Raw genomic sequence first — 17232 nt, 5'->3', positions numbered from 1 at the left:
AAATCCTGGGGAATCATAGCAAAGGTTTACCTTGGGTTTTTACACAGTCTGGGCCCGGCGCGGCTAACTCGGCGTCCTGCCGAGTTACTCCCGGATCAGCGTCAGGACTCAGCCGTCACTTACGTCGCAATTTGCGTCGTCAGTGCTATCGCGCCAAAAAAGCGCTTTCGTTTATGTGCAGTGCCCAGGAGCAAGGCATAGCGTCGTGTTGCAGCATCACGAGCTTTATACAAACTCAACGCATTGGAACGACAGTCAGCGGCAAATCGCGCTACCAGTTATACGTGACCTTGCCGTAGTAATAAGCGCCGCTGTACCCGTAGGGTGAGAACGTGCTGTAGGCCAGGTTGCCGCCGCTGGAGGAGAAGTCGTTGAGCTTCTCCGGGTATTTGTCGGTGACGTTGTCGCCGCCCAGGGTGAAGACCCAGCTCTTGAGCTTGTAGTCGACCGCCAGGTCCAGCAGCCAGGCGGCGCTGAAGGTCTGGTCGTTGACCTTGTCGGCCTGATAGCTGGTGAACTCGCCGTAGCGGACCAGGTTGGAGTGCAACGCCCAGTTACCGAACGTCAGGTCATTGCCCAGTGTCAGTTTGTGTTGTGGCGTGGTGTCGCCCAGCAAACCGATGCGTTCCCTGCGGTCTACCCGTACCAGATTCACCCCCAACTGATCGAGAATCGCCGGGTTGGCCTTCACGTCGGTGACTTTGGTGTGGTTGTAGTTGTAACCCACCGTGCTGTTCCAGCGCACGCCGTTGTCGAACTGATAGCGGTAACTGGCGACCAGATCGACGCCATCGGTGCTGGTGTCCGTGGCGTTGGTGAAATAGCGGGCACTGGTGTAGTTGATATCGCCTACGCCATTGCTGCGCAGGTAATTGATGGCGGTGTCATTGAGCACCAGATTGGAAGACAGCGAGATACGGTCCTGAATGTCGATGCGATAGACGTCGGCAGTCAAGGTCAGGCTGTTCAGCGGCTGGAGTACCAGGCCAAGGCTGTAGTTACGGGACTTTTCCGGTTTGAGGTCTTCGGCGCCCAACAGTTGTGCAACGTTACTGCCGGCCGGAAACGTGCCCGCTTCCTGGAGGGTGTTGCCAATCAGCTGCGACGACGTGAAGGCAAAATTCTGCTGCGCCAGCGAAGGCGCGCGGAAGCCTGTCGATACGCTGCCTCGCAAGGCCACCTGCGGAGTGAAATCGTAGCGCGCCGAGAGTGAACCGCTGACATTGGAGCCGAAATCGCTGTAGTCCTCGTGGCGAACGGCCGCCGACACGCCCAGTTTCTCGGTCAGATTGGTTTCCAGGTCCAGATACTGGGCGAAGTTGTGTCGCGAGTAACTGCCGGCATCCGCCGCACGGAAACCGCCCAGCCCGGAACTGCCGGTCTGGAAATACGACTCCGCTTGCCCTGCCTCGATCTGATAGCCCTGACGCAGGTATTCCGCGCCAAACGCAACCGATACCGGGTAAGGCAACCACGCTGTATTGAATTCTCTGGACAGATCGAGGCTCAGTTGCTTCTGATCATTGGTCAGCGTGCCGTTGTAGAACGAGCGCGGCGTGTTCAGTCCCAATGAGGTGTTGATGGTTTTGGTGCGCAGCTCATAGGAGTTTTTGCCATAGTTGGCGGACACGTCGTAGTGCCAGTCATACGCCAGCTCTCCGCGCAGGCCCGCGACCAGCGAGATGTCTTCGAGCGTGCCATTGATCAGCGGCAGATAGCCGTTGGGATAAATCGCCGCAATGTTATTCGAGGCATTGCTCGGCCGATAAAATCCGGCGGTTTCGCCACGCCTCTTGCTGTAGCCCCCGAAGCTATAGAACTCCGCCGCATCATTGAAGCTGTATTCAGCGTTGTACTGCAGCTTGCCCTCGTGCGTCTGTGGCTCGCCCTGGCGAAACACCTGCTGACCGTAAGTGGTGGACCCGACACTGGACGCTCGAAAGTCGTCACCGGCACGGTTGGTGTAGTCATTGTTGGCACCTTCACCGGAAAGGTTGAACGTGCCATTGTCGCCTAAAGCAAAACCGGTATTGCCCGACACCTGGCGCTGGATCCCGTCGCCCTTCTTGTATTGGCCGTACTGGCTGGAAATCGACCCGCCGTGGTCGGCGCTTTTGAGAATGATGTTGATCACCCCGGCGATGGCATCGGACCCGTAACGTGCCGACGCACCGTCGCGCAGGACTTCGATATGGTCGATGGCCGACAGCGGGATGGCATTCAGGTCGGCAGGTGCCGAACCGCGTCCGACCGCCCCGCCCAGATTGACGAAGGCGGATGTATGGCGGCGCTTGCCATTGACCAGCACCAGCACCTGATCCGGCGACAGGCCGCGCAGTTGCGCCGGACGCGTCAGCTCCGCACCGTCCACCAGGCTCGGCCGGGGGAAATTGATCGAAGGGATCAAACGTGCCAGCACGGTGCCCAGTTCGCTGGAGCCGGAACTGCGCAGGCTGTCACCGGAAATCACATCGATAGGCGACAGCGAGGCGCTGGCGGTACGCTCCTGCGCACGGGTGCCGGTCACGATCACTGTACCCATGGTGGACGCACCCTGAGTGTTTGCTTCATCTGTCGCTTCTGCGGCGAATGCACTTGCACTGATGCCCGCGACGCTCAGCAAATTGGCTGAAAAAATCGCCGTGGCCAATACACTGCGTTTGAAATTCCCCATACCACTACCCCTTGAAAATCCCTGATCCAGAAACTCTGTTCTGGTTACAACGAGCGATCCGTGCGGCGGACGGTGGCGATCATTACGGTGTCTGATTAATGTTCCGGTAGTCCGATGCGATATAGCTTAATGACATTGATTTAAATATTTAAATATCAATAACGAATAAGCTTCTGCATTTGTGTCAGTACTGAAAAATGCCTGCGATGCAGACAAAAAAAGGCCGCACCTGCCTGAGGATGCGGCCCGAAACTGTTGAAACTGTAGGTGGTATGAATCTTTTACCTGGCAGTGATTACCGACAATTTGGTAATCCCGGCACGTTCGATGGAGGCCATGGCGCGCGCGACTTCCCCGTAGTTGACGCCATTGTCCGCCTGCAATTGCACGCGCACGTCAGGGGCCTTGTCCCTGGCCGCCTTCAGGTTGCTTTCCAGCAAGTCCGGCTGGATTTCGTCCTTGTTGATGAACAGCTTGCCCTGCCCGTCGATGCTCACCACCAATGGGTCTTTCTGCTCCACTGGCGCGACCGATTCGGTCTTGGGCAGGTTGATCGGGATCGAGTTTGTCAATAGCGGCGCGGTAACGATGAACACCACCAGCAGCACCAGCATCACGTCTACCAGCGGCGTGACGTTGATCTCGCTCAGCACTTCATCGGTGTCTTGCGTGGAAAAAGCCATCTCAGGAGGCCTCCTGCACTTTCTGCCCGGCGTGTGCGCCTGCAGCGCCGGACTTCAATACCGGATGCAGCAGCACACGGAAGGCACTCTTCTGCGCCAGGCTATAGAAGTCATGGGCAAAGTCATCCAGATCGGCAGCCGTCAGTTTCAGGCGTCGCAGAAAGTAGTTGTAGACCAGCACTGCAGGCACTGCGACGGCAATGCCGACACCGGTTGCCACCAGCGCCGCGCCGATCGGCCCGGCCACCGTTTCCAGGCTCGCGGAACCGGCCGCACTGATGCCCTTGAGGGCCGACATGATGCCCCAGACCGTACCGAACAGACCGATGAAAGGCGAAGTGCTGCCGATGCTGGCGAGGATGGCCAGACCGGTTTCCAGCGAGCGGCGCTCGCGGACGATCTGCTGACGCAGGGCGCGCTCAAGGCGGTCCTGATGGTTGATGGACTGACTGAGGTCATGGGCCTGCGCGCCATCCGCCACCTGAATGGCGGCGTAACCGGCCAGCGCGACCCGAGCGGCAGCGCCCGGTTGCTCGTGGGCCAGTTGCGCGGCTGAATCCAGGCTCGATGCCGCCCAGAACTGCTTGTGGAACTTGCGATCCTGAGACTTCAGGCGCGAAAACTGCACGCCCTTGAGCAGGGCCAGGCCCCAGGTCGCGACGGAAAAAATGACCAGCAGCCAGATGACCGCGTGTTCGATGGATTCAAAAGGCGAAGCAATCAGGTTCATGGCGCAGCTCTCTCTATGAACAAAGTCTGAACAAGGCATGGGTTGTGTCGCGATGCGCCTTTGGTTCAGGTAGCTCGCCAGGTCATTCGAATAGCCGGGTTTGATCTTGAAACGTTATTTGATCTTGAAGCCTCATTTGATCTTGAAATCAATGGGCACGCTGACCCAGCCATCCTGGGCGACATCGCCCTGCTTGGCCGGAACGAAACTCCAGCGTTTCACCGCCGCCAGCGCGGCGTCGTCGAGCTGGTCGCGGCCACTGCTCTTCTGTATCTGAATCTCGCCGGGTTTGCCGCTGGCCAATACATGTACGCGCAACAGCACAGTGCCTTCCCAGCCACGACGCATGGCCAGCGATGGGTATTCCGGGGCCGGGTTGCGCAGGTAACCCGCGCTGGCCGAGGCCGGGGTCACCGGCTTTGGTGCGGGCGCTGCCGGCGGCGCAGGCGCGGCGACAGGGGCTGCAGGTACAGGAGGTGCGGGTGGCTGCTCAACCGGTTTGGCCACTGGTTTTACAGCTGGCTTGAACACCGGTTTGGGCGGCTGTGGCTTGGGAATCCGTTTGGGCGGTGGCGGCTTGACGGCCAGTTCGTCCTCGACCGGAGGCGGCGGCTCGACCACCGGCTGCACGACAGGCTCGGGCGTTGGCGGCGGTGTTTCCACAACCGGTGGCGCAGGCTGGGAAAACTCGATGGTCATCGGCGGAATTTCAGGTGGCACCACCGGCAACGCTGGCGTCGGGTTCTGGCTCAGCCAGTAAATGATCGCGCCATGGAACACCAGCGCCAGCGCACCGAGCAAAATGGCTTCGCGCCGCCCCAGAATCGGCTTGGGGGTGCTTTGCAGCCGCGCTAACGCCAGCGGCGCACGGAAAGGACGCCCAAGATCGACCAGGTCGCCACTCGGCGTCTGGCGCCAGGGCACGTCATGTGCACTGGCTGCGGTCTGGACATTGCCCATTGATACACTCCTGCATTTTCATGATAAAAATCCAGGTTCTGTTGGTATCAGTCACCTTCCTAAGGCCGAAGTGGCGAGGCAATCATCGCCGAAAAAGGCTTGTTCCTGAAAAGAATATTTGGTTCGTCGGTTAGATCTTAAATACATATAAAGACCTGATTGACTGCTTTCTTGGACTCGGTCGGAATGCGGCATGAGTGTACGGAAAAGACTAGGGTGCCGACGTTCCGCGTCAGCTCTTGAATGTGCAGTGCGGCGCAGAGTTGTGACGCGGAGCGTCACGAAAGGCATTCCCACGCCGGAGCGTGAGGAACGATAGTCGTCAGGCAGATCATATCGTGCCGACGCTCCGCGTGGGCATGCCGTTCTGGACGCTCTGCGTCCTCTCTTGAATGAGCAGCGTGGCACAGAGTTGTAACGCAGAGCGTCACGAGAGGAGTTCTCACGCTGGAGCGTGAGGAACGATAGTCGTCAGGTAGATCACTCGACGCTCCGCGTCCGATTCTGCAAGCCTCAATGGCCGCTGTGATCGCCGTGGCTGCTGTGCTCGTCGCTGGTCAGTGACTTGGCGACTGCGGTGACCTGGATCGATTGCTTCGCGCCCTTGGCGTCTTCCACGGTCAGGGTCAGAGGCACCTGGTCGCCTTCTTTGACCTGGGCGGCCAGGCCCATGAACATCACGTGGTAGCCGTCGGAATCGAGCATCACCGGTTTGCCGGCTGGCAGGTCGACCGAGTTGACGCGCTGCATGCTCATCACATCGCCTTTCATGCTCATCTCATGGATCTGCACGGTTTTCGCAACAGGTGAAGCAACGTCGACCAGCTTGCTGTCGGTGTCCGCAGTGATGCGCATGAACGCGCCCGTGGCTGACTGGCCTGGCACAGTGGCACGCACCCAGGCGTCATCGACGTGTGTTTCGGCCAGGGCCTGAGCGCTCAGGCCCAACAGCGAAAGGGTCAGCAACAGCGGTTTTGCGACGTTACGAATCAGAACGGTCATCAGCATACTTCCATCAAAGTGAGCAGATCTTCGGTGCATTGTTGGGCGGACAGCCTGTGCGACAACCCCAGGCGCAATACACCGCGGGTGTCGTAGACGTAACTGGTGGCAGTGTGCGAGATCGTGTAGGTGTCACCCAGCGGGACCTTCTCGAAGAATACGCCGAACTCCTTGGCCGTTGCCGCCGTTTCTTCAAGCGTGCCGGACAGTGCGACAAAGGTCGGATCGAAGGCCTTCACGTAGGCGTCGATCACTTCGGGCGTGTCGCGCTCCGGGTCCAGGGTAATGAACACCACCTGCAGCGTTTTGCCCTCCTCGCCCATCAGTTTCCTGATCTGCGCAGCCCGCGCCAGCGCCGTGGGGCAGATGGCCGGGCACTGGGTGAAACCGAAGAAGATCATCGGCATGAGGCCGCGAAAGCTGGACAAGGTCTTGACGTTGCCTTGCGAATCCTTGAGCCGGAAGTTGCGGCCGACAATCTCGTTGCTCATGTCCTTGCCGTGCTTGAACGGCAATGCGTTGGAACTGCCGCAGCCGGTCAGCAGGCCAAGGCTCAGCAACGAGAGGCCGGCGACCACCTCGCGGCGTGTCAGATGTTGCGTCATGTCATGCGTCCCCTGAGGATAAGGCGCGTGGATTCAGACAAATTCAAAGGCGGCGAATTTACCACTCAAGGACAATGGGGAATACCGCCAATCCTGTATCAAGGCATGAGCAGACGCGCAAACGTCGCGCTCATGGGCTGCAATAGGTCATGCGACAAAACAGCACAGGCCTGCTTATCGTGCCGCCGCGCCCTGCAGGAAAAACTGGGTCACCAAAGCGCCCATGCCGACGCGTGCCACACGGCCGCGGCGTTCGGCGTCGACCATCCCGGAGAGCAGCGCTGCGAACATTTCGGTAAGGACAGCGGCACCGACGTCGATCCGGAACAAACCTTCACGCTGACCGCGCAGGAAGAACGCATCGAGGGCGTCGGAGTAAGGCAACCAGCGGCGCCCACCGCTGCTTTCATCGAGCGAATCCGGGCGCCACTGGAATACCAGAAAGACCAGCATTTCGCGGTGCATGAGGTGGTTGTCGACCAGCCGCTGAAGCGCTTCCAGCGGCGGAGCATGCTGCAGATCCGCGTCGGCAACCATCTGGTTCATCAGGTCCGAGGCGTGATTGAGCAGCAGTTCCACGAGGTTGGCGCGGGTGCCGCAGAAGCGGTTGAGCGTCGCCTTGCTGACGCCAGCTGCCTGAGCAATATCCTTGAGCGTACCGTTGGAATGGTCGACCAGCGCAACGGCCAGGGCCTTCAGAAATTTGTCGTCAGCAGGTAATTCCATTGGTACGTCTTCAACTCGTCTAAGTGGCAGGCGGCGCATTGTGCAGAAACCTTACCGCGTTCTCAAAGCCTATACACAATTAGTCACTAAAGCCTCATGTGAGTCAATATTGACTCATCGCCTTTCAGAGTGGATCATTCTCGGCTTTAGCATCTGATGGCTGCGGCCGGGTGAACGATGAGTAGTTTCAGCGATTGGCGTGTCATGCCTGCAGTAGCCTTGCTGGCAGCGTTGGGTCTGTCCGGGTGCGAGCAGAAACAGCAGCAGGATCACGCTGCATCGACAGCGCCCAAAGAGGTGGAAGCCATTACCGTCAACACCGAATCGTTCACAGTGGTTGACGAATTGCCCGGCCGTATCGAACCCGTGCGTGTGGCGCAGGTTCGTGCCCGGGTGGCCGGTATCGTGCTGAGCCGCAACTTCGAAGAAGGCGCCGACGTGAAAGCCGGCGCAGTGCTGTTCCAGATCGATCCGGCGCCGTTCAAGGCCGCGCTGTCCAAGGCGCAGGGAGATCTGGCACGGACCCAGGCCACGTTGTTCGAAACTCAGGCTACGGTCAAGCGCTATGAGTCGCTGGTGGAAATTGAAGCGGTGAGTCGTCAGACCTTCGACACGGCCCGCTCCGCGCTGCAAAACGCTGTCGCAGCGAAGCGTTCAGCCGAGGCCGATGTGGAAACAGCCAGGCTGAACCTGGGCTATGCCACCGTCAAGGCGCCGATTTCGGGCCGCATCGGCCGCGCGATGGTCACCGAGGGCGCGCTGGTCGGTCAGGGCGAAACCACCCTGCTGGCCACCATTCAACAACTCGACCCGGTCTACGCCGACTTCACCCAGCCGGCTGCCGAGGCCTTGCAGATGCGCGCTGCAATACAGGAAGGCCGCTTGCCCAAGGGTGGCGAAGACGCGTTGTCGCTGAGTGTCGACGGCACCGACTACACGAGCACCGGCACCCTGCTGTTTACCGATGTTGCAGTAGACCGGACCACCGGCCAGGTGTCGTTGCGGGCCCGCTTTGCCAATCCCAAGGGCGTGCTGCTGCCCGGTATGTACGTGCGGGTACGCACACCGCAACGCGTCGACAGCAACGCCATTCTTGTTCCGCAACGTGCCGTTCAGCGCTCCGGTGACGGTGCCGCCCGCGTGCTGGTGATTGCCCAGGACGGCACGGTCGAAGCGCGTCCGGTCAAAACCGGGGCGATGCAGGATTCGCGCTGGCAGATCACCGAAGGCCTGAAGGCAGGCGAACAGGTCATTGTCGGCAACATGACCGGGCTCAGCGCCGGTGACAAGGTCGCCCGCAAATCGCCCTCCGCCCAGCCGCAGGCCAAGGCGCAATAAAGCCGCCTTCAGCGCGACCGAGGATCATTGTCCATGTCTCTCTTCTTTATCAAGCGCCCCAACTTCGCCTGGGTACTCGCCCTGTTCATCCTGCTCGCCGGGCTGATGGCGCTGCCGTCCCTGCCCGTGGCGCAGTATCCGGACGTGGCGCCACCGCAGATCACCATCACCGCGACCTACCCCGGCGCATCCGCGAAAGTGCTGGTCGATTCGGTGACCAGCGTTATCGAGGACGAGCTCAACGGTGCCAAGGGGATGCTGTATTACGAGTCGACCAGCAACTCGACCGGCAGCGCGGAAATCAACGTGACGTTCGTGCCGGGCACCAACCCGGACCTGGCTCAGGTCGAGGTGCAGAACCGTATCAAGAAAGCCGAAGCGCGCCTGCCGCAGACGGTCCTCAGCCAGGGCCTGCAGGTCGAACAGGCCAGCTCCGGTTTTCTGTTGATCTACACCCTGAACTACAAGGACGGCGCGGCCAGCAAGGATACTGTCGCGCTGGCCGACTACGCGGCACGCAACGTCAATAACGAAATCAGCCGGGTGAACGGTGTCGGCAGGCTGCAATTCTTCGCCGCCGAAGCCGCGATGCGGGTCTGGATCGATCCGCAGAAGCTGGTGGGCTTCGGCTTGTCCATCGACGACGTGAATGCCGCCATCCGGGCGCAGAACGTGCAGGTTCCGGCAGGCAGTTTCGGCAGCAGCCCGACCTCGTCACTGCAGGAGTTGACCGCCACCCTGGCGGTCAAGGGCACGCTGGACAACCCGGAAGAGTTCGGGCGCATCGTTCTGCGTGCCAACGAAGACGGCTCTGCGGTGCACCTGTCCGATGTGGCGCGTGTGGCGGTCGGCAGCCAGGATTACAGCTTCGAATCACGCCTGAACGGGCAACGCGCCGTCGCCGGTGCCGTGCAACTGTCGCCGGGTGCCAACGCGATCCAGACGGCCAGAGCCGTCGAGCAGCGGCTCACCGAGCTATCGGTCAATTTCCCGGAAGGCGTCGGGTTTTCGATACCGTACGACACCTCGCGCTTCGTCGACGTGGCCATCGACAAGGTGATCTACACCCTCATCGAAGCCATGGTGCTGGTGTTTCTGGTGATGTTCCTGTTTCTGCAAAACATCCGTTACACGCTGATCCCGACCATCGTGGTCCCGGTGTGTCTGGCAGGGACACTGGCGATCATGTACCTGATGGGCTTCTCGGTGAACATGATGACCATGTTCGGCATGGTGCTGGCCATCGGTATTCTGGTCGACGACGCCATTGTGGTGGTGGAGAACGTCGAGCGGATCATGGCTGAAGAAGGCCTCTCTCCCGCCGCCGCCACGGTCAAGGCGATGCAGCAGGTTTCCGGAGCGATTTTCGGCATCACGCTGGTCCTGGCCGCCGTGTTTCTGCCACTGGCGTTCATGGGCGGCTCGGTCGGGGTCATCTACCAGCAGTTCTCGCTGTCGCTGGCCGTGTCGATTCTGTTTTCGGGTTTCCTGGCCCTGACGTTCACCCCGGCGCTGTGTGCCACGCTGCTCAAGCCGATCCCGGCCGGGCACCATGAAAAGCGTGGTTTCTTCGGTGGTTTCAATCGTCTGTTCGGCAAGTTCACCCACCGTTACGAGCGCGTCAGTTCCAGCATGATCAAGCGCGCCGGACGCTACATGCTGCTGTACGTCGGTATCGTCGGTCTGCTGGGCTTTTTCTACCTGCGCCTGCCGGAGTCCTTTGTACCCGTGGAAGATCAGGGCTATCTGATCATCGACGTGCAACTGCCTCCCGGTGCCACCCGGTCGCGTACCGACCTCACCGCGCAATTGCTCGAGAACTACATGCTGTCCCGTGAAGCCACGGGCGCGGTGACCATGCTGCTGGGGTTCAGCTTCTCGGGCATGGGTGAAAACGCCGGTCTTGCGTTCCCGACCCTGAAGGACTGGTCGGAGCGCGGCAAGGGCCAGTCGGCGGCTGAAGAAGCGGTGGCGTTCAACCAGCATTTTGCCGGGCTTGGCGACGGCACGGTGATGGCGGTAACGCCACCGCCCATCGACGGCCTGGGCACCTCGGGCGGTTTCTCGCTGCGTCTGCAGGACCGCGCTGGCCTGGGCCGTGAAGCCTTGCTGGCGGCACGCGACAAGCTGCTCGGCGAGGCCAACGGCAATCCGAAGATCCTCTACGCGATGATGGAAGGTCTGGCCGAAGCGCCGCAATTGCGCCTGAGCATCGACCGCGAAAAAGCCCGGGCGCTTGGCGTGAGTTTCGAGTCGATCAACAACGCCCTGTCCACCGCCTTCGGATCCTCGGTGATCAGTGACTTTGCCAATGCCGGACGTCAGCAGCGCGTGGTCGTGCAGGCCGAGCAAAGTGCGCGAATGACCCCGGAAAGCGTGCTCAAACTCTACGTGCCCAATAGCAGCGGCACGCTGGTGCCGTTGGGTGCCTTTGTTTCGACGCACTGGGAACAAGGCCCGGTGCAGATCGCCCGCTACAACGGCTACCCCGCGTTCAGGATTTCCGGCGACGCAGCGCCGGGGGTCAGTACCGGCGAGGCCATGGCGGAAATCGAACGGATCGTTTCCAAGCTGCCGCAAGGCATCGGTTACGAATGGACCGGCCTCTCCTATCAGGAAAGAGTCGCCAGCGGCCAGGCGGCCGGACTGTTCGGCCTGGCGCTGCTGGTGGTGTTTCTGCTGCTGGTCGCACTGTATGAGAGCTGGGCGATCCCGCTGGTGGTGATGCTGATCGTACCCGTCGGCGCGTTGGGTTCCGTGCTGGCCGTGACAGCCGTGGGCATGCCCAACGATGTGTATTTCAAAGTCGGCCTGATCACCATCATCGGGCTGGCGGCGAAAAACGCGATTCTCATCGTCGAGTTCGCCAAGGAGCTGTGGGATCAGGGCCATTCACTGCGCGACGCGGCGCTTCAGGCTGCGCGACTGCGCTTTCGGCCGATTGTCATGACCTCGCTGGCCTTCATCCTTGGCGTGGTGCCGCTGACCCTGGCCACCGGTGCGGGGGCGGCGAGCCAGCGCGCCATCGGCACCGGCGTCATCGGCGGCATGCTCAGCGCGACGCTGCTGGGCGTGGTTCTGGTGCCGATATTCTTCGTCTGGGTCCTGTCCGTGCTGCGCCGCAAACCGCATGCGCAACAGGCTACCGAAGACCAGCAGCTGCCTGAGAAGCGCTAGGCCAGAGACGGCCGGCGGGCATCAATCCCGCTGGCCCGACCTTGGCTCCGTGTCGGCTTGCGCGTCCGTAGCGGACTTGACGCGGGTCCAGGCCGGTAACGTACTGGTCGCGATTTCCGACGCCACATTCACCCGGTTGCGCCCCTGCGACTTGGCGGCATACAACGCTCGGTCGGCAAGCTCGATCAGGCCGCGCTGATCCAGTTGGCGATCCGTGCCGACGAATGTCGCAACACCGAGGCTGATCGTCACGATGCCAAACGGGCTGGCGGGATGCTCGATCTGCTCGTCACGGATCGCCCGCAGGATCTTCTCGGCCACCTGGCGAGCGTTCGACTCATCAGTACCGGGCAACACCACCGCAATCTCTTCACCGCCATAACGGGCGGCGACGTCACTGGGACGACGAATGAACTGCTCGACCACTCGGGCCAGCGCAATCAGGCATTCGTCACCGGCCAGGTGACCGTAATGATCGTTATAGCGCTTGAAATGATCGGCATCGATCAGAATCAACGACAGCGGGCTGCGCTCGCGTCTGGCGCGCTTGAATTCGACTTCCAGAAACTGATCGAAACGTCTGCGATTGGCCAGCCCGGTCAGTTTGTCTTCGGAGGCGATCAACTCCAGGTGCTGGTTCAGCTGGATCAGGGCCGCCTGGGAATCGAGCAACTGGTCTTCTGCGCGTATGCGACTGTGAATATGCCCGATCAGACGAACGCCGAGTCCGACCACCAGTCCGAGCAGCACCAGCATGACCAGAATGGACTGTTTGGTCTGACCCAGCCAGTCGAGCATGGCTTCTTTCTGACCCAGCGCAACCACGGTGACGATCGGGTAGACATCACTGCGTTTGAACGCATAAAAACGCGCAACACCGTCAATCCTGGAAACGAACTGGGCGGTACCGGACACTTGGGCGCGTTCCGACTTGAAAATAGGCGTCGATGACAGATCGCGACCGATCTCCTGCTCCAGATGGGGATAGCGCACTCGCAATTGCCCGGCGGTCGACGTCAGACTGATGATGCCGGTTCGACCAACCTTGATATCGGAATAGAACTTCAACAGGTGATCGACACCGATGGTCACAACCATCAGCCCGGCAAAACTCGCGTCGGGATTATTGATGCGCCTGCTGACTGATATGACCCATTCGCCGGAGGCACGGCTGCGAATCGTCGGGCCGATATAAGGGGTTTTGTCAGGCGTCTGCAGGTGGTGCTGAAAGAACTCGCGCTGCCCGCTGTTGATGCCAATGACCTTGGGATTGCTCGAGAAGATGCAGTACCCGTCGGCGTTGTACAGCGACACGGTATCGATCTGCGGCAGCGCGCCCATTTCACGCGCAATGACCCACCTGAGACGCTCGATCTGTTCAGGCCCGACGCCGTCCTTTTCGACACGCTCCGTCAGGCCGATCAGCATCAGCTCGCTTTGCTTGAAAATACCATCCGTGTAGGTGCTCAGCGCTCCAGCCAGATTGATCGTGCTGGTCTGGATGTTTTCCAGGGTGTTGCGGCGTGCGGTCCATGCTTGCCAGGCCATCAACATCACCACGCAGGCGCACACTACGAAGATCAGCCATGACGCAAGCCGAAGGTCGCGTTTCAAAACTTGCCTCCACAACAGGTGAGAACCAGTGCATCTGGTTTTTCTGAAAACCGGACCTGATTGCTCAGGGGCCATCGACAATCCTTTCGCTATCAACTGCCGTTGTCGGCAAGTGCTCGGCCATACCTGGAAGGCCTGGCATCGATAAAAGCATGCCAGAGAGTGGCATCATAATGCCACGTACAACTGTCTATGGGTTGATCGGGGTTGAACATACGGACACAGGCGCACACTGGATCACAGTGGCGCCTGATTTTATGGCGGGCGGTAAGCGCGACCGGCTTACAGGGGCAAGGCGGGGTTGTCGGTATTGGCCGGGGTCAAGCCGTCTCGGCGACAGGTTTGCGTTGTGCAGCAGCTTCCAGTTCGCGTACCAGAGGCAATACGTACTGGCCGAAATAGGCGACTTCTTCCTGGAAATGCAGGAACGCCGAAAGCACCAGGTCTACGCCAACGGACTTGAGTTCCACGATGCGCTCGGCAATCTGCCGGGGTGTGCCAATCAGGTTAGTCTTGAAGCCATCGTTGTACTGCACCAGATCCTGAAAGGTGGATTTGGCCCAGTTACCCTCGCCTTCCGGACTCGACTGGCCGGCCTGTTTCGCGGCATCGCCAAAAGCGTTGACGGCTTCCGGGTCAGCCTTGTCGACGATTTCGGCCAGCACGGCCCGCGCCTCCTCTTCGGTATCCCTGGCAATGATGAAGGCATTCACGCCGATCTTCACCGAATGCCCGTTCGCGGCTGCCTTGGCTCGAATGTCATCGACCTGCGCCTTGATACCTTCGACAGTATTGCCGTTAGTGAAATACCAGTCTGACACCCGCGCCGCCATGTCACGTGCAGCACGGGAGCTGCCGCCCTGAAAGATCTCCGGGTGAGGACGCTGGATCGGCTTGGGCTTGAGGGTGTAATCGTGGAAGCGATAGAAATCACCCTTGAAGGTGAAGTTGTCGGTGGTCCAGATCCCCTTGAGCGCGCGAATGAACTCCTCGGAGCGCCGATAACGTTCATCATGCTCCAGCCAGGGCTCGCCGATGGCCTGAAACTCGCCCTTGAACCAGCCGCTGACAATATTGACCGCCACGCGCCCGGCAGTGAGCTGATCAATGGTCGCCAGTTGCTTGGCGGCAACCGACGGGGTCCATGGCCCGGGCAATATCGCGGCAATGACCTTGAGCTTTTCGGTCGCCGCCAACAGTGCGTGGCTGAAGGCTACGGATTCGTGCTGGAATTCGGCGCCATAGCCGGCGGTAAAGCGGATTTGCGTCAGCGCGTAGTCGAAGCCGGACTGCTCGGCGATCTGCGCCAGCTTGCGGTTGTAGTCGATGGTCCAGCTGGTGCGCTGTTCGATCTTGCTGACGACCAGCCCGCCACTGACGTTCGGGACCCAGTACGCAAATTTTATGGACGATTGGCTCATATCGGTACTCCTCTGGCTGCAAGCTTCCCGAGCGCATTAAGCACAAGGGCCTGCACATCCACAGAGCAGCAACCGTGCCATTGAATAAAATACAGGCAGATCAAGGCGTTGTGACGGCTAAGGTGCGGCGTCAACTGTCCGTGCCATGCCAGGGTGTGGAATGGCTGTTGCCGGAACAACAGCTTCACGGTTTTTTTGGCATGGCGCAGGGTGTGATTTGTTGAAAACAAGCCGACGAGAGGCAGCTCGCCCTGCTATCCAGAATCGTGTTGCAGTAGTAAATTTTGGATCCAACGAACCCGCATTCATCCGCAGGAGCACTGATGAAATTGCATGCCTGTTTTCTGGCCCTGATGATCCCTGGCCTGTCGGCGCATGCCGAAGGCAAAACCCTATCCATCCCCCATGATCCGACCGGTCATCACGCACTGGTAGAAAAAAGCGGCAGCGCAAAGGAACGCGTGGTGATCACCCGGCGTGAAGGCATGCTTGGGGTGATCTACTCCAAGCGGGTGTATAACTGCGCCAACCATACGGTGAACCTGGTCGGCACCGGTTCCACGCTGGAAATCATGGAGCAGGCTAAGGCCGTGAGTGGCATGGGACCGGTGATTCGCGACTCCACGGCTGACTATATTGAATCCGAAGCCTGCAGTTGAAGCCGACTGATCGAGCCTGCCCCGGCTGAATCCGCAACATCCGAAAGCGCCTCCTTTGAGGCGCTTTTTTCGTTTCTGCCGTTGCATTTTGCAACGAGGAGCAGCGGCGCAAAAAACACTTGCACCGAAAGTATTACGGTATACCATCAGACAACAATAACTCATCACGCCGGTGCAGGCGCCAGGATTTAAGCGAGGTAAGTGTCATGAAGTTTTCGTTGTTCGTGCACATGGAACGCTGGGATGACAGTGTCAGTCATCGCCAGCTTTTCGAGGACCTGACCGAGCTGACGCTGATGGCCGAGCAAGGTGGCTTCAGCACCGTCTGGATCGGCGAACACCACGCGATGGAATACACCATCTCGCCAAGCCCGATGCCGCTGCTGGCCTATCTGGCGGCCAGGACCACGCGTATTCATCTGGGCGCCGGCACCATCATTGCGCCGTTCTGGCATCCATTGCGGGTCGCGGGAGAATGCGCGCTGCTGGATGTGATCAGCAACGGGCGAATGGAAGTCGGCCTGGCACGCGGCGCCTATCAGGTGGAGTTCGACCGCATGGCCGGTGGCATGCCAGCCTCCGAAGGTGGCAAGGCGTTGCGTGAGATGGTCCCGGTGGTACGTGCGCTGTGGCAGGGTGACTACGCTCACGATGGCGACATCTGGAAATTCCCGACCTCGACTTCCGTGCCCAAGCCGATCAGCACGCCACCGATGTGGATCGCTGCACGCGACCCTGACTCGCACAATTTCGCCGTGCAGAACGGCTGTAACGTGATGGTCACCCCATTGATGAAGGGTGATGAAGAAGTTGTCGACCTGAAGAACAAGTTCGAAGCCGCGCTGGCCAACAATCCCGAAGTGCGCCGCCCGCAATTGATGGTATTGCGCCACACGCATGTGCATGCCGCAGATGATCCTGAAGGCTGGAAAGTGGGCGCCACCGCCATCGCGAAGTTCTACCGTACCTTCGACGCCTGGTTCGGCAACAAACAGACGCCGGTCAACGGTTTTCTGGCCCCCAGCCCGGAAGAGAAATTCAAGGAACGTCCGGAGTTCGAGCTGGAGAATATCCGCAAGAACACTATGATCGGCACCCCGGAGGAGATCATTCCGCGCCTTCGTCACTATCAGGAGTTGGGTGTCGACGAGTTCAGCTTCTGGTGCGACAACAGCCTGCCGCATGCCGAGAAGAAAAAGTCGCTTGAGCTGTTCATCAAGCACGTGGTGCCGGTGTTTCGTTGAGTGTTGAGATTGCCTGAGAAGCCCAGGAAAATGCTGCTCAGACCATAATATTGATCCTCCACACGCTGTGCACTCATCGTTATGCGCAAGTCCTGGATGCTCCAAATAAAAAGCTTCCAGGCTTCTGCCCGAAGGGCGTAGGAGCGAACTTGTTCGCGAAAGCGCGAGTGTAATCGGCAAAAATACGTCGATTGAGAAGCCTTCTTCGCGAACAAGTTCGCTCCTACGGCCTTCGGCCAGAATCAAAAATCACATTGCGACTCTCGTTCCCACGCGTGGTAATGCCTTTCGTGACGCTCTGCGTCACAGAGCGGTTCTGTGATATCAGGTAGGTTGGGGTCCGGCTCAGATCACCTTTTCGCCCCTCGGCGACCTACTTTGATGGGGCCAAAGTAGGCA

General features: G+C 59.8%; 13 protein-coding genes. 4 read left to right on the top strand and 9 right to left on the bottom strand.

All coding sequences use genetic code 11. The annotated features are described in order from the left end of the window. Positions 1-271: 271 nt before the first annotated feature. The 7 genes from QRN50_RS09480 to QRN50_RS09450 form a co-directional block, all read right to left on the bottom strand. Entirely contained in the window at positions 272-2674 is a 2403-nt protein-coding gene (locus QRN50_RS09480; protein WP_096126774.1) for a TonB-dependent receptor plug domain-containing protein, read from the bottom strand. Positions 2675-2955: 281 nt separating this feature from the next. Beyond that, on the bottom strand, positions 2956-3357 hold the full coding sequence (locus QRN50_RS09475; RefSeq protein WP_003407991.1) for an ExbD/TolR family protein: 402 nt from the start codon (positions 3355-3357) through the stop codon (positions 2956-2958). 1 nt (position 3358) lies between these two features. Then, positions 3359-4087, bottom strand: a complete 729-nt coding sequence (locus QRN50_RS09470; RefSeq protein WP_003407988.1) for a MotA/TolQ/ExbB proton channel family protein — start codon at positions 4085-4087, stop codon at positions 3359-3361. A gap of 132 nt (positions 4088-4219) precedes the next feature. After that, positions 4220-5047 (bottom strand): energy transducer TonB, encoded by an 828-nt coding sequence (locus QRN50_RS09465; RefSeq protein ID WP_024642123.1) that lies wholly within the window; start codon positions 5045-5047, stop codon positions 4220-4222. A 513-nt stretch (positions 5048-5560) separates the two neighbouring features. Continuing rightward, entirely contained in the window at positions 5561-6055 is a 495-nt protein-coding gene (locus QRN50_RS09460) for a copper chaperone PCu(A)C (protein WP_024640652.1), read from the bottom strand. Beyond that, entirely contained in the window at positions 6049-6654 is a 606-nt protein-coding gene (locus QRN50_RS09455) for an SCO family protein (RefSeq protein WP_003424002.1), read from the bottom strand. The genes QRN50_RS09460 and QRN50_RS09455 overlap by 7 nt, the downstream gene beginning before the upstream one ends. 174 nt (positions 6655-6828) lie before the next feature. Continuing rightward, positions 6829-7380, bottom strand: coding sequence for a TetR/AcrR family transcriptional regulator (locus QRN50_RS09450; RefSeq protein ID WP_003317850.1), 552 nt, complete (start codon positions 7378-7380; stop codon positions 6829-6831). A gap of 177 nt (positions 7381-7557) precedes the next feature. Here QRN50_RS09450 and QRN50_RS09445 point away from each other — a divergent pair, with 177 nt between their 5' ends. Continuing rightward, positions 7558-8718 carry an efflux RND transporter periplasmic adaptor subunit gene (locus QRN50_RS09445; protein ID WP_011267562.1) on the top strand — a complete coding sequence of 387 codons (1161 nt, stop codon included), beginning with the start codon at positions 7558-7560 and terminating at the stop codon, positions 8716-8718. A 33-nt stretch (positions 8719-8751) separates the two neighbouring features. Then, positions 8752-11895 (top strand): multidrug efflux RND transporter permease subunit, encoded by a 3144-nt coding sequence (locus tag QRN50_RS09440; protein ID WP_096126775.1) that lies wholly within the window; start codon positions 8752-8754, stop codon positions 11893-11895. Between the two features lie 21 nt (positions 11896-11916). Here QRN50_RS09440 and QRN50_RS09435 read toward each other — a convergent pair whose 3' ends face one another. Together QRN50_RS09435 and sfnG are read right to left on the bottom strand one after the other, a co-directional pair. Continuing rightward, positions 11917-13509, bottom strand: coding sequence for a sensor domain-containing diguanylate cyclase (locus QRN50_RS09435; protein WP_024640656.1), 1593 nt, complete (start codon positions 13507-13509; stop codon positions 11917-11919). Positions 13510-13829: 320 nt separating this feature from the next. After that, positions 13830-14930, bottom strand: a complete 1101-nt coding sequence (gene sfnG, locus QRN50_RS09430; protein WP_003407972.1) for a dimethylsulfone monooxygenase SfnG — start codon at positions 14928-14930, stop codon at positions 13830-13832. Between the two features lie 323 nt (positions 14931-15253). On the opposite strand from sfnG, the gene QRN50_RS09425 reads away from it, so the two are divergent. Beyond that, a complete protein-coding gene (locus QRN50_RS09425; RefSeq protein ID WP_096126776.1) occupies positions 15254-15589 on the top strand; it encodes a hypothetical protein in 336 nt (111 codons plus the stop codon). Between the two features lie 206 nt (positions 15590-15795). Continuing rightward, positions 15796-16833 (top strand): LLM class flavin-dependent oxidoreductase, encoded by a 1038-nt coding sequence (locus tag QRN50_RS09420; protein ID WP_011267558.1) that lies wholly within the window; start codon positions 15796-15798, stop codon positions 16831-16833. The last annotated feature ends 399 nt before the right edge of the window (positions 16834-17232 follow it).

It is taken from the genome of Pseudomonas sp. MEJ108 (genome assembly GCF_030208985.1).
Taxonomy (GTDB): domain Bacteria; phylum Pseudomonadota; class Gammaproteobacteria; order Pseudomonadales; family Pseudomonadaceae; genus Aquipseudomonas; species Aquipseudomonas fragariae.
Note: the sequence above shows the minus strand (reverse complement) of the source record. Positions and strands in the feature narration are given on the sequence as shown.